General features: G+C 33.9%; 14 protein-coding genes and 2 tRNA genes. 10 read left to right on the forward strand and 6 right to left on the reverse strand.

Annotated features, from left to right (window positions below; genetic code table 11):
• The first annotated feature begins 91 nt into the window (after positions 1 to 91).
• From ABWU52_RS06445 to ccmE, 8 genes are read left to right on the forward strand one after another with little or no spacing between them, the layout of a single operon-like run.
• On the forward strand, positions 92 to 679 hold the full coding sequence (locus ABWU52_RS06445; RefSeq protein ID WP_264682695.1) for an NADH-quinone oxidoreductase subunit J: 588 nt from the start codon (positions 92 to 94) through the stop codon (positions 677 to 679).
• Positions 670 to 978, forward strand: a complete 309-nt coding sequence (gene nuoK / locus ABWU52_RS06450; RefSeq protein WP_264686775.1) for an NADH-quinone oxidoreductase subunit NuoK — start codon at positions 670 to 672, stop codon at positions 976 to 978. Before ABWU52_RS06445 ends, nuoK begins: the two co-directional genes overlap by 10 nt.
• A 4-nt stretch (positions 979 to 982) precedes the next feature.
• Complete coding sequence (gene nuoL / locus ABWU52_RS06455; RefSeq protein WP_353276684.1) at positions 983 to 2,830, forward strand: NADH-quinone oxidoreductase subunit L; 1,848 nt, start codon at positions 983 to 985, stop codon at positions 2,828 to 2,830.
• Positions 2,831 to 2,833: 3 nt separating this feature from the next.
• Positions 2,834 to 4,276 carry a NuoM family protein gene (locus ABWU52_RS06460; protein ID WP_353276686.1) on the forward strand — a complete coding sequence of 481 codons (1,443 nt, stop codon included), beginning with the start codon at positions 2,834 to 2,836 and terminating at the stop codon, positions 4,274 to 4,276.
• Positions 4,273 to 5,658, forward strand: a complete 1,386-nt coding sequence (locus tag ABWU52_RS06465) for an NADH-quinone oxidoreductase subunit N (RefSeq protein WP_353276688.1) — start codon at positions 4,273 to 4,275, stop codon at positions 5,656 to 5,658. The genes ABWU52_RS06460 and ABWU52_RS06465 overlap by 4 nt, the downstream gene beginning before the upstream one ends.
• A 4-nt stretch (positions 5,659 to 5,662) precedes the next feature.
• Positions 5,663 to 6,385, forward strand: a complete 723-nt coding sequence (locus tag ABWU52_RS06470) for a biotin--[acetyl-CoA-carboxylase] ligase (protein WP_353276690.1) — start codon at positions 5,663 to 5,665, stop codon at positions 6,383 to 6,385.
• Positions 6,382 to 6,519 (forward strand): hypothetical protein, encoded by a 138-nt coding sequence (locus ABWU52_RS06475; RefSeq protein WP_353276692.1) that lies wholly within the window; start codon positions 6,382 to 6,384, stop codon positions 6,517 to 6,519. Before ABWU52_RS06470 ends, ABWU52_RS06475 begins: the two co-directional genes overlap by 4 nt.
• Positions 6,503 to 6,895 carry a cytochrome c maturation protein CcmE gene (ccmE, locus tag ABWU52_RS06480; RefSeq protein ID WP_353276694.1) on the forward strand — a complete coding sequence of 131 codons (393 nt, stop codon included), beginning with the start codon at positions 6,503 to 6,505 and terminating at the stop codon, positions 6,893 to 6,895. Before ABWU52_RS06475 ends, ccmE begins: the two co-directional genes overlap by 17 nt.
• 77 nt (positions 6,896 to 6,972) lie before the next feature.
• On the opposite strand, the gene ABWU52_RS06485 is transcribed toward ccmE, so the two are convergent.
• The 5 genes from ABWU52_RS06485 to ABWU52_RS06505 all read right to left on the reverse strand — a co-directional run bounded on the left by ABWU52_RS06485 (position 6,973) and on the right by ABWU52_RS06505 (position 10,636).
• Positions 6,973 to 7,317: a hypothetical protein gene (locus ABWU52_RS06485; RefSeq protein ID WP_353276695.1), complete on the reverse strand. Its 345-nt coding sequence runs from the start codon at positions 7,315 to 7,317 to the stop codon at positions 6,973 to 6,975.
• A 200-nt stretch (positions 7,318 to 7,517) separates the two neighbouring features.
• Complete coding sequence (locus ABWU52_RS06490) at positions 7,518 to 7,982, reverse strand: hypothetical protein (RefSeq protein WP_211907603.1); 465 nt, start codon at positions 7,980 to 7,982, stop codon at positions 7,518 to 7,520.
• 59 nt (positions 7,983 to 8,041) lie between these two features.
• A complete protein-coding gene (locus ABWU52_RS06495; RefSeq protein ID WP_353276697.1) occupies positions 8,042 to 8,395 on the reverse strand; it encodes a hypothetical protein in 354 nt (117 codons plus the stop codon).
• Between the two features lie 81 nt (positions 8,396 to 8,476).
• On the reverse strand, positions 8,477 to 10,360 hold the full coding sequence (locus tag ABWU52_RS06500; RefSeq protein WP_353276699.1) for a magnesium transporter MgtE N-terminal domain-containing protein: 1,884 nt from the start codon (positions 10,358 to 10,360) through the stop codon (positions 8,477 to 8,479).
• 200 nt (positions 10,361 to 10,560) lie between these two features.
• Positions 10,561 to 10,636, reverse strand: a tRNA-Ala gene (locus ABWU52_RS06505).
• A gap of 299 nt (positions 10,637 to 10,935) precedes the next feature.
• Here ABWU52_RS06505 and ABWU52_RS06510 point away from each other — a divergent pair.
• Positions 10,936 to 11,008, forward strand: a tRNA-Lys gene (locus tag ABWU52_RS06510).
• 17 nt (positions 11,009 to 11,025) lie between these two features.
• Positions 11,026 to 12,279, forward strand: a complete 1,254-nt coding sequence (gene nuoF / locus ABWU52_RS06515; RefSeq protein ID WP_353276701.1) for an NADH-quinone oxidoreductase subunit NuoF — start codon at positions 11,026 to 11,028, stop codon at positions 12,277 to 12,279.
• A 22-nt stretch (positions 12,280 to 12,301) separates the two neighbouring features.
• Here the strand turns inward: nuoF and infC are convergent, their stop codons facing one another.
• Entirely contained in the window at positions 12,302 to 12,820 is a 519-nt protein-coding gene (gene infC, locus ABWU52_RS06520) for a translation initiation factor IF-3 (protein WP_108784434.1), read from the reverse strand.
• Positions 12,821 to 12,825 lie beyond the last annotated feature (5 nt).

Below are 12,825 nucleotides of genomic sequence, written 5' to 3' on the forward strand. Positions count from 1 at the left end.
GTAGTAGAATGTTTTCAAACGTTTAATATAATATTGACTTTACAGCAATAATTACTTTAAGTTAGTAGCTATTGTTGCAGTTAAAGTATCAATGCCTTTTTTCTTTTATTCTTTTGCAATTCTAAGCATCTTATCTGCTGTTTGTGTAATTAGCGTAAGGAATCCTGTGCATGCAGTGTTATTTTTAATTTTCACTTTTGTTAACTCTGCAGTGCTTTTTATTCTCCTTGGAGCTGAATTCATTGCTATGATGGTGCTGATAGTATACATCGGTGCAGTTGCAGTGTTATTCCTCTTTGTAGTTATGATGCTCGATATTGACTACATAAGATTGCATCAGGGTTTTGCAAAGCATTTCACTCTTGGTGCTATATTATGTGTTGTGTTTTTTCTAATCATCAGCTTTGTAATTCGCAGTTCAGAACCGAATATAAGCAATGTTATAAACTATAATAACAATAATGTGAAAGCTATCGGTAATTTGCTCTACACTGACTACATGTACGCTTTTCATCTTTCTGGTATTCTGCTGCTTGTTGCAATTGTTGGTGCAATTGCTCTTACTTTGCAGGAAAAGAAAAAAGGAGTTAGAAAACAGAACGTGTTAAAGCAATTGACACAATCTTCATCTGTAAAATTGATTAAGGCTAAATTTGGAAAAGGAGTGGAATGGAAATAGGATTAAATCACTTTTTGATAATTGCTGCTGTTTTGTTCACTATTGGAGTGTGTGGTATTTTCATCAACCGTAAGAGCATAATCAACATACTGTTATCAATAGAAATATTATTGCTGGCGATTAACATCAATTTAGTTGCTTTTTCTGCCTTTATGAATGATATAGTTGGGCAAATTTTTGTGATGTTTGTGTTGACTGTTGCGGCAGCAGAGTCAGGAGTTGCGCTTGCAATATTGGTTGTATATTATAGAAGCCGTGGCAATATAGACGTTGAACAAGCAAATTTAATGAAAGAATGAAAGTATGATGGATATACTGAAATTAATAGTATTTCTGCCACTTTTTGGTTCATTGTTTGGAGCATTTTTTAGAAAAAGTCAGTTAGTTACAACGGCAGGGATTGGAATATCTGCAGTTTTATCTTGGTATGTTTTTCTCACCTTCTCTGAAAATTATCACTTGAGTTTATTTCCTCTATTTTCATTAAGTGTATTAAAAGTAAATTGGGCAATTAGTGTGGATGCTCTCTCATCCTTAATGCTTATTGTTATTACCACCGTTTCACTGGTAGTACATCTCTACTCTATCGGTTATATGGAGCATGATAAGGGGAAGTCGAGGTTTTTTTCTTACCTATCGCTATTTACGTTTTGCATGATTGTGCTGGTTGTAAGCGATAATTTCGTGCAGCTTTTTTTTGGCTGGGAAGGGGTTGGCCTGTGTTCTTATTTACTCATAGGATTTTGGTTCCAAAAATATTCTGCAAATAATGCAGCAATTAAAGCATTTGTTGTGAATAGGGTAGGAGACTTTGCACTATTGATTGGAATCTTTCTTATTTATTATACATTTCACTCTTTGAATTTTACTGAAGTTTTTGACACAACTGATCTTCTTGGCACGCAGAACATTAGGGCATTCTGCTGTGAATTTAAAATAATTCATATAATATGCATATTACTTTTTATTGGCTGTATGGGTAAATCTGCACAGCTTGGTTTACATGTTTGGTTGCCAGATGCAATGGAAGGGCCAACCCCTGTTTCTGCACTCATTCACGCAGCAACGATGGTAACAGCAGGTATATTTTTAGTAGCAAAATGTTCTCCATTATTTGAGCTATCAAATGTGGCACGAGAATTAATAGTTATTGTTGGGGCACTTACTGCTTTCTTTGCAGCTACGGTTGCGATTACTCAGAACGATATAAAAAAAATAATTGCTTATTCAACCTGCAGTCAACTTGGTTATATGTTCATGGCATGTGGGCTTTCTGCTTACAATGTTGCTATTTTTCATTTAATGACACACGCTTTTTTTAAAGCTCTACTATTTCTTGGTGCTGGCAATGTGATTCATGCAATGCATCATGAGCAAAACATTCAGAAAATGGGAAATTGCTGGAAGAAAATCCCTTGCACTTATACTCTCATGTGGATTGGATCTCTTGCGCTTTCTGGAATATTTCCATTTGCAGGTTTTTACTCAAAGGATTTGATAATTGAACATGCTTATAGCACGGATAGCTTTGCTTTTGTAATAAGCTTAGTTGTTGCATTCTTCACAGCGTTTTACTCTTGGAGGTTATTGCTTCTTGTGTTCCACAGCCAAAAACAAAGTAAAATTAATATACATGAGGCACCAAAGATTATGCTTATACCATTACTGATACTCGCTTTTGGATCAGTATTTTCTGGAATATGGGGAGCAAATATTTTGAACATAACTAGTAATGCGTTTTGGAAATCAAGTTTAGTGATGACTGATGAGCATGGAGTTCATAATTTCTTTATAAAACTACTGCCAACCTTAGCAAGCCTAAGTGGAATAGCACTTGCGTACCTAATTTACCAATATCAAGTAATTAGGCAAATTAAGAGTAAATTTTTACTTAAGTTTTTGCAGAATAAATGGTACTTTGATGAGGTGTATGAGTTTGTTATAATTGCACCGATAAGGTTTATATCTAGGCTTCTATGGAAGTTTGATGTTAAGGCTATTGATTCATTTGGACCAAATGGTGTTGTAAGGTTGGTTAATGAATGTTCAAAAAGTTCTATAAAGTTACAAACTGGTTATATATTTGATTATGCATTTATTATGTTTGTTACTTTAATAATCGGTGCTTTATATATTATTGGAATTAAATAGAAGGTGTTGTTACTTAGTATATTCTTGCTTCCACTGATAGGAGCGTTGATTTTATCCTTAATCAGGATTAATCATCAATCTATACACTTAAGATTCCTTGCTCTATTTTTTGCTGTACTTCCATTTTTGCTTAGCATTGTAGCTTGTATAGAATTTGATTATAACGATGCGGACTTTCAGTTTGTCAGCTACCCAATTAGAAATGTTGGAATAGGGATAGATGGTATATCGTTGCTTTTCCTTCTGCTTACAACTTTCTTGTTTGTAATTTGTATACTCTACAACTGCAAAATGAGTTATACAACCCTTAGGCTATATATGGTATTATTTCTACTGCTTGAGAGTTTTGTAGTCGGTTTTTTCGTTTCACTGAATGCTATAAGCTTTTATGTGTTTTTTGAAGCTGTTTTAATACCAATGTTCTTTATTATTGGCATTTGGGGAGGAAAACACAGGGTATATGCAACGTTTAAGTTATTTCTTTATACATTAACTGGCTCATTATTATTTCTACTTGGATTGGTGTACATCTATAGCACTTTTGGGACGTTTAATATACAAAAATTAGCTACATTAGTGCCAAACCTTGATCTTGAAGTGCAGTCATTGCTGTGGATTGCATTTTTTATTTCTTTTGCAATAAAAGTACCGATGTTTCCATTTCACACTTGGCTTCCTGATGCACATGTGCAATCACCAACTTCTGGATCTGTGATTTTAGCTGGCTTGCTTATTAAAATGGGGGGATATGGATTTTTAAGGTTTTCTATTCCAATGCTTCCTCAGGCAAGTTTGTATTTTTCAAATTTCGTTGTTGTGCTGAGCATTATTGCGGTGATATATGCTTCGCTAGTTGCGTTTGCTCAAGATGATATAAAGAAGTTAATAGCTTATTCTTCAATAGCACATATGGGGATCGTTACCGCTGGCCTCTTTTCATTTTGTGAGGAAGGAGTACTGGGTAGTATATTTCAAATGATTAGTCATGGCCTTATTTCTGCTGCTTTATTTTTATGTGTTGGAATGCTATATACTCGAACTGGGACTTTGGGGATTGCAAAATATTTTGGCATAGTAAACACAATGCCAAAATTTGGTTTTATGTTCATTTTGTTTTCAATGGCTTCAATAGGGCTACCTGGAACATCTGGGTTCATAGGTGAGTTTTTGGCTATGATTGGGGTGTTTAAGAGCATAGGGTTTTTTACAGGATTTATCGCACTTGGCACTATTTTAAGCGCAGTTTATATGCTGAATTTATGTAAGCAAATAATATGGGGGGTTAGCTATTCTAAATTATTAAATAATCGCTTGGATAGCATAGAATTTTCTGTCTTAATTCTGCTTGCAGTGTTTGTTATTTTGCTTGGATTCTACCCAACCCTTGCACTGAATTATTTGAAGCCATGTATGGCAAATTTGTTAGTCAAATATAATGCGCTATGAATTATATACAGATATTGCCGGAAATGTTCTCTATTATCTCCTCGTTAGTGTTGCTACTGCTTGGAATTATATTTAACCGCCGAACTATCAACTTATTAGCACTTGGCTGCACAGTGGTAACTTTGATTATTTTAATTATTTCGGCAGAAAACAATGAAATTTTTCTCTTTAATTCGTTGTTAAAACTCAATTTATATATCAGGTCAGCCCAAGGGTTAATTCTCAGCACAGGAATTTTAATACTTTTGATGCTGAATTTATCAAAATATGACTATAAATATGAATTTTCAATACTGATTCTTTTTGCACTGTTTGGCATGATAACTTTAGTTTCAGCAAATAGTCTGATTTCTTTTTACTTAGCTTTTGAGTTGATGAGTATATCTTTGTATGTTCTTGCGAGCTTTAATAAAGATTCAGCTTATTCATGTGAAGCAGGAGTGAAATATTTTACACTTAGTGCACTATCTTCCTGCATTATGCTATATGGAATGTCGCTGCTTTATGGATATACAGGACAAGTCAATTTCTCTGAGCTCGGTTCATTCTTGCAAAACCATCAGATAACTTATGGAATAGTTTTTGGGTTAGTTTTTATCCTTATTGGTTTGTGTTTCAAGCTTGCTATTTCTCCTTTTCATATGTGGGCTCCAGATGTCTATCAAGGTGCACCTACCATAGTAACTGCGTTTTTTTCTACGGCCCCAAAAGCTGCACTTGTAACATTTTTAATTCGATTGATGAATGAAGAGTTAGTAAATGTAAAAAGTTATGTTCAGCCTATTTTCTTATACGTTTCAGCATTGTCTGTGCTTATCTCAGCTTTTGGGGCCTTGCGTCAGCAAAACTTAAAAAGGCTGTTTGCTTACAGTTCAATTGGTCACATTGGTTTTATATTTGCTTCACTTTCTATTTTTACACAAGCAGGAACAGATAGTGCCTTAATGTATCTGGTGATATATATCATCACAAGCATAGGGCTATTCTCATATCTCGTACAAATTGACGATGATGATTGTGATATTGCAAATTTATCTGGTATAGGAAAAAAGCAACCAATTTTAGCATTCCATCTTTCTATACTATTACTCTCGATGTCGGGAATACCTCCACTTGCAGGTTTTATCGCTAAATTTTTTATATTCAAAAGTTTAATAAATTCTGGCTTTATCAGCCTGTCTTTGATTCTTGTAATAGCGAGTGTGATATCATGCTACTATTATTTAAATATCATGAAAGTTATGTATTTTGATAAAGCTAGTGGTAATAAGGTTGCTTATTCTAGTGGTCTATTCATTATCACTTCAGTGGTTTCACTGATCAATCTCGTTCTTTTCTTGTATGTAGAAGATCTTGACTCACTCATTAAACTAAAGGGCTGACAAGGTGATCCTTGAAGGTTTTCGTATTTATCATTACAAAGAAGTTCCAAGTACTAATAAAGAAGCATTGGGTTTAATTGAGAAAGGGATATCTAATGAAACTATTATTATTGCCGATAAACAAGCAGAAGGCAGGGGACGCACTGGAAAAAGCTGGATTTCTCCAGAGGGTAATCTCTATGCGAGTTTGATAATTAACCAAGAAAAGGATGTCAGCAAATTGACAGAATTGACTTTTGTGACTGCTCTTGCTGTTGGAAATACTATACTGTCATTTATAAATGGTCTAAATCTCCAGTATAAGTGGCCAAATGATGTTCTAATCGATGGCAAGAAAATAAGCGGAATATTGCTTGAAAAAAAATCCAATTCAAATTGGCTCATTATAGGAATTGGAATTAATGTCAATCATGCGCCACTGCCAGGCACAACGTGCATTAGCAATTACGGTGAATCTGTGTCTCACATGGATCTGTTAAAAGAATTAATAATAAACTTTAATAAGCTAAGAAAGCAATGGCTATTTGATGGGTTTTATGCTATAAGAGAAATGTGGTTGAAAAAAGCATTCAAAATGAATGAGCAAATCAGTGTAAAGTTAGCTGACAAATTGTATGAAGGAATTTTTGCTGATATAGATAAAAGTGGTAAATTGGTGTTGCAGCAAAAGGATGGAAGCTTAATTTATTTTGATGCAGGTGAGTTATTTATTGGCAGTGCATTATGAATACATATGTAATTTTTGCTTACCTTATTAGTTTCATGCTGATTGGTGGAAATTTGATTTTTACCGTTTCTTGCTATATAAAAAGTAAAAAAAACTTAGAAAGTCTTAAAAGCAACAATGAAGAAGAAACATAAGCGATTACTTATAACTTCAGGAATTTTCTGCTTTTTAAGTTGTGCAGTTTTTTTTATTTTAACAACGCTCAAAGAAAATATCTCATTTTTCTATACAGTAAGTGAGGCAATAGTTTTACCAAATAATCAAAAGCCAATCCGTGTTGGTGGAATGGTTGTTGAAAATAGCGTGATACGGAGCGAAAGCGAAGTGATTTTTCAAATGACAGATTTTAATAAGAGCATTATGGTGAAATATCAGGGAATACTTCCACCAATGTTTTCAGAAAAAAGTGGTGTTGTTGTGCAAGGTAAAATATTTGATAATAGTACCTTTCTTGCAGATACGGTGTTTGCAAAACATGATGAGAACTATATGCCGAAAGTTTTAAAATAGATTCCCTAATGCAGCTGTATTGAAACGATATGTAGAGAGAGTAACAGCCTGCTAGCAAGCTGTTACTTTCCTAACTACTATAATATATCAGAGTGAGTTGGTGCTTCCCATTCATCTATATTATCACCACCAATTGTTCCTGTTTTTAATTCGTCAATTTTATCATACAATTCATCCATATAATCTTGATGACCTTTCAACACGTCATTCAATTTAAAAATAAATGTGTCGTTTAAATCTGCGATTAGTTTATCTAGAATTGTGTGAACGTAATCGACCGATGCATTCTTTCCTTTATTGCTCTCAAAAGATTTGGGCTTAATTTTGACCTCTATGTCGTCTATTACTCTAGGGTTATCTCCGCCTATTTCGCTCATTAATTCAAAGTTGCTTTCGCTTTCTTTTACACTGTAATTACTCATATTAACTCCTGTAAAATTTTAAAATCAACTCAGCTACACTGAAATAGCATGTGAAAAGAGTAACAGCCTGCTAGCAAGCTGTTATAGCTCTTTTTACAATAATCCGAACAGATCGTAATATGCTACTGGCCTGCTATAGCCATCAACACATATCTTATCGCATTCGGACTATTATAAGAAAAGCTATACTTTCCTAACTACTATAATATATCAGAGTGAGTTGGTGCTTCCCATTCTACGTTATTATGGTCAATTATTGCTGCTTTTAATCCTTCAACTTCTCCCCTTAGGTGATCAAGTTCTTCTGCCCATGTTCTATAGTTTTTATTATTATCAATAAATCCATCCTGTTGAATTAACTCATTCAAATGAGATAAACCTTTGGCCAAGCGTTGGTTTGTATCAAGAGACTCTTTTCGAAGTTGTACTATGTTTTTCATAAGTGAGACATTCAAATTAGAAACAAACTTCTCATTTAAATCGTAGATTAACTTATCCATAACTTGATAGACGTAATGAATTGTTGCAATTTTATCTTCAATGTCCTCAAAGTTTGTGGGCTTAACTTTAACTTCTATATTGTCTATTTCTTCAAAGTTGAAATCGCTCATTTGGTTTATTGCTTCAAAGTTATTTTCGCTTTCTTGTTTACTGTTGTTACTCATGTTAGCTCCTATTGAAATGGCATATACAGACTGGTATGAGGCTGTTACTTTCTTATACTTTACAACATGCCATAATAGGGTGGTGCCTCCTCAGGTAACATATCATTTAATTTAGCGGTTAAATCTGCTAGATCTTTTTGTAACCCTTTACTTTTGTTGCCTATAATATCTTGCAAACTTGCAACTTTATCTTGCTCTTCTTTTAACATACTATTCAACCTATTAATAAGTTGTTCATTAATATTATTAGCTAATTCATCAAATGCTTTTTTAACAGTATCACCACTAACCGCTTTCTTAAAGTCCTGTATATCCTTACCACTACCTGTCTTAAGTTTAATAAGACCAAGAGCGCTTATAAGTTGTTCTTCATTATTAGCACTTTGTAAAAGGTTTTGCGAGTTCTCACTCATATAAATTACCTCCATAAATTATTAAAGTTTAAATTATTTTTTAGTTTCACATGCACACTGTTGATTTATCAATATCCAAGTTCACAATAAATGATCTGTTACTGCAAACTCAGCATTAACATCTTGAAGAACGTAAGTTGATGGATGTGCATCATTCCAATTTGCTTCACTCTCCTCAGGAAGCATTCGTTCAACCTTACTCATAAGGTCTTTCATTTTTTCATTTTGCTCGTTAAATTTCTCCTTCAATGCATCAATAATAGCACTAGACTGATCTTTACTGCCAAGATCACCAATCACAGATATGACTTTCTCATGAGGCAGTTTGTGAATAATATCTTTAAGATCTTTTACATCTACGTTATCCAAAAGTTCTTTAAACTGCTCATGAGACATACTATGAGCAAAAGCTTTAAGTTTTTCTGGGTTGTTAGCTAAAGACTTAACAACCATCTGAATCTTATCAGAATCATCAGTTAACTCTCGAGCTACTATTGCAAGTTTCTCATGGTCTAGCTTATTAATTAAATTATGTAATTTATCTCCTTCTAACATTTTTACTAGAGTTGAAAGTCGATCTTTTAATGCTTCATGTAAAAGAGTGTTGAAAGCTTTCTCATCTGCATCTTTTATTAATTCTACAAACTGATCATTGCTCATTGTATTAATAACTTCCTGAAACTGATCCATTTTCAAGTGAGGGAAAATTTCTTTTACTTGATCTAGGTTAAAGTCTTTTACTAAGTTTGCAACCTGATCCTTATTTAATAAGGGGACTATTATTCCTAACTTTTTTGAATCCAATGTGTGAGTAAGGGCTTGTAATTGATGATTGGTTAGATGATCCACTAAAGCTAGGAATTGGTTGTCTGTTAAGTTCTCTGCTAAAGCCTGCAACTGGTTTGAGCTCAGCTCAGGAATTATTTTTTGTAATTGCTCATTATTAAAAGTATTGGCAAGAGTTTTGAGTTGGTTGCTTGTTAGACCCTGAGCAAAGATTTTAGTAAACGTGTTAGATGACATCATTTCTTCCAATCCATTAGACAATATTATTTCTTTCAAATTACTATAATCATTATATGATATACTCTTGTTTAGTACTACACTGTGTAAGAGGCTAATAGTAGGCTCTTCAGAATCTCTGTCTATCATATTTCCTTGATAATCTGACAAGTAAATTTGATAATCATCACCGCTATTTTCAAGTGTAATATATTGGTATTCCACTGGTTCTATAAGAATACATGAGGATCCTTCTAACGATGCGGGTTTTATGCTTACCAACCTGCCATTAAAGTATGCAAGAGAAAGGCATGGTATTGAAGCAATTACATTTTTTGCTTGGTCACAGACACTAATGAAAGGATACTGTATTATTCCCGGTCTTACTTCAAATTTTGGGTAAAGAACACGCATTTCATCATCTGCAATATTAAATGCAATAAAAAAGTTGTTTGTACCGTTCAGACTTTTTTTTGCCGATTCAAAATCGAAGCTAGAGTCGGTTTTAATTCTAGATTTTATTAAACATTCACCTGACTCTTTATCAAATATACTTAATTTGTAACTTTTGCCTTTTACCAGAGATAGTACTTCATCTAATTCTACTCTATAATAATTTCTATCATCATTAAAATTATTATCAACAGATCTTTCTTGCTTAATTGTACAGAGGTTTAGCTTTTTTCCATCTTCTTTCAGGCACAACATTTCTACAGTAAATGTCTTAACATTATATGGCACAATACCTCCTTCAAATTGGCACATCTGCAAGGGTAAACTTAATTCTATTTCGCTTTCATCATCTAACGCTTCAAAATTCACTTTGGCAAGATTATATTCAGAATATTTTTTCTGCCCTGTACCGTAGGAAGATTGTTGAAACTGTTCAAAAATAGGAATATCGTTAGTATCACTAAAAGATTCTCCAGGCACAATCTTAAAAATATGTTTTTCTCCACTCATAGGTATTACCAAACCAATTTAATTATAGCTATTCTAACATTTATTGATTAATTTATTACTAAGTTGGCATGTATTGGAATTATAATAACAAACATCACTTGTGTTAGGAAAAGTTATAAGAAGAAATAGGGATTTTTGGGAAAATAGATTAAAATAAGCTGTTTTGACAGGATTTATAGTATCCTAGGGATAATATAGATTGGTGGAGGCAAGCGGGATCGAACCGCTGACCTTCTGCGTGCAAAACAGATGCTCTACCAGCTGAGCTATGCCCCCAATTCTTGCTTAAAGCATAAATCACTCACGCTGAAATGCAAGAAATATTTATTTGTTATGCTATTACTCAATAGTGCGCAAACTCTGCAGTTATGTAAAATTCTCTATCTTTTTAGAGTTGTATGTCATCTTTGCCAAATAAATCTGTTAATTAACAAGAAGTTTTCCTTCAAAAATTTTTAATTAAATTATCACTAATACAGTACATTATATAATTTATTTAACCACGCATGAAAATTTTAGTTTGATTAAAACAGATAAAAACTATATTACTGTTTAGTATAGCTGAAAAATAAAATGATCCCGTAGCTCAGCCGGTAGAGCAACTGACTTTTAATCAGTGGGTCACGCGTTCGAATCGCGTCGGGATCACTTAGAATCTTAAAAGCATGCTAAAAGAACAGGACAAAATATTCACAAACTTAAATGGTAAAGAAACACCACTACTTGAGGGTGCAAAAAAACGTGGTAGTTGGCAAAAAACAAAGGAATTACTGGATTTAGGATCAGAAAAAATCATTGAGGAAGTAAAGAAATCTGGCTTGAGAGGTCGAGGGGGTGCAGGATTTTCTACTGGCCTTAAGTGGAGCTTTATGCCTAAAAATCCTTCAAAAGCGTATTTAGTAGTCAATGCAGATGAGTCAGAACCTGGTACGTGTAAAGATAGAGATATATTACGATATGAGCCACATAAGTTACTTGAGGGAATTCTTCTAGCTGGCAGAGCGATCAGCGCATCAGTTGCATATATTTATATCAGGGGTGAATTTTATAATGAATATTTAGTTCTAAAAAAGGCACTTGAAGAAGCCTATAAAGAAAACTTAATTGGAAAAAATGCCTGCAAATCAGGTTATGATCTTGATGTATTCATTCACAGAGGTGCAGGAGCTTATATATGTGGAGAAGAAACAGCTCAACTTGAATCAATTGAAGGAAAAAAAGGCTTTCCTCGCATGAAACCTCCATTCCCTGCGGGTGTTGGACTTTTTGGCTACCCAACCACAATAAACAACGTTGAAACTATAGCCATGGTTTCAGATATTCTAAATCGCGGAGGAGAATGGTTTGCATCTCTGGGTAAACCAAATAATACTGGCACTAAGGTCTTTTGCATTTCAGGGCATGTAAATAATCCATGTAATGTTGAAGAAGAGCTCGGAATTTCACTGCGTGAATTAATTGAAAAATACGCAGGTGGAGTGAGAGGAGGTTGGGATAATTTACTTGCTGTAATACCTGGTGGGTCTTCAGTCCCATTAATTCCAAAATCTATATGTGATACTATTGAAATGGATTTTGATTCATTAAGGGCTGCACAATCAGGGCTTGGTACTGCTGCTGTAATAGTGATGGATAAATCAACTGATATAATAGCTGCAATAGAAAGATTATCACATTTCTATATGCATGAGTCCTGCGGACAATGTACACCATGCCGTGAAGGCACTGGATGGATGTGGAGAATTATGAGAAGAATGGTAGCAGGAAATATTAAACCTGGTGAAGTAGATAAGCTACTTGACCTTACAACTCAAATAGAAGGGCATACAATTTGTGCACTTGGCGATGCTGCAGCTTGGCCAGTTCAAGGATTAATCAGACATTTTCGTCATATAATTGAAGAGAGGATAGTAACTTAACTTATACTTTTAAATGATTTTACTACTTAGCAGCTAAAGTTAAAGAATATTGATTTCCTTCCCTTTTAGGTGCTAATTCTACTTTTGCAATATCTTCAGCGTCTCTAATTAGCCGTTCTAATTTTTCCAGCCCAACTTCAGTGTTTATAAGCTCTCTCCCTCTAAATCTCATTGTGACTTTAATTCTATGTCCATGCACAAGAAAATCCCTTGCTTGACGCAATTTTGTTTCGTAGTCGTGATCACCAATATTAGGACCCAGTTTAATTTCTTTTATAGTTAATGTTTTTTGTTTCTTTTTTGCTTCACTTGCCTTCTTTTTTATATCATACTTTTGTTTGCTATAGTCCAGAATCTTACATACTGGAGGAGTTGAATCAGGTGCGATTTCTACCAAGTCTAAATTAACACTTTGTGCAACTTCCAAAGCTTGTTCTATTGGAACAATTCCGACCATTTCACCACTATGATCAACTAAGCGTACCTCCTTAGCTGTGATGAGTTCATTAATTCTGTTTTTATTGTTCTTTTTGACTTGCAAATTTT

This window comes from Wolbachia endosymbiont (group B) of Villa cingulata (assembly GCF_964028285.1).
Classification (GTDB): Bacteria; Pseudomonadota; Alphaproteobacteria; order Rickettsiales; family Anaplasmataceae; genus Wolbachia.

What these genes read in the sequence shown, in the direction of transcription:
- ABWU52_RS06445 (WP_264682695.1), top strand. Translation starts at nt 92, where the DNA reads ATGCCTTTTTTCTTTTATTCTTTTGCAATTCTAAGCATCTTATCTGCT.
- nuoK (WP_264686775.1), top strand. Translation starts at nt 670, where the DNA reads ATGGAAATAGGATTAAATCACTTTTTGATAATTGCTGCTGTTTTGTTC.
- nuoL (WP_353276684.1), top strand. Translation starts at nt 983, where the DNA reads ATGATGGATATACTGAAATTAATAGTATTTCTGCCACTTTTTGGTTCA.
- ABWU52_RS06465 (WP_353276688.1), top strand. Translation starts at nt 4,273, where the DNA reads ATGAATTATATACAGATATTGCCGGAAATGTTCTCTATTATCTCCTCG.
- ABWU52_RS06475 (WP_353276692.1), top strand. Translation starts at nt 6,382, where the DNA reads ATGAATACATATGTAATTTTTGCTTACCTTATTAGTTTCATGCTGATT.
- ccmE (WP_353276694.1), top strand. Translation starts at nt 6,503, where the DNA reads ATGAAGAAGAAACATAAGCGATTACTTATAACTTCAGGAATTTTCTGC.
- ABWU52_RS06485 (WP_353276695.1), bottom strand. Translation starts at nt 7,317, where the DNA reads ATGAGTAATTACAGTGTAAAAGAAAGCGAAAGCAACTTTGAATTAATG.
- ABWU52_RS06490 (WP_211907603.1), bottom strand. Translation starts at nt 7,982, where the DNA reads ATGAGTAACAACAGTAAACAAGAAAGCGAAAATAACTTTGAAGCAATA.
- ABWU52_RS06495 (WP_353276697.1), bottom strand. Translation starts at nt 8,395, where the DNA reads ATGAGTGAGAACTCGCAAAACCTTTTACAAAGTGCTAATAATGAAGAA.
- ABWU52_RS06500 (WP_353276699.1), bottom strand. Translation starts at nt 10,360, where the DNA reads ATGAGTGGAGAAAAACATATTTTTAAGATTGTGCCTGGAGAATCTTTT.
- nuoF (WP_353276701.1), top strand. Translation starts at nt 11,026, where the DNA reads ATGCTAAAAGAACAGGACAAAATATTCACAAACTTAAATGGTAAAGAA.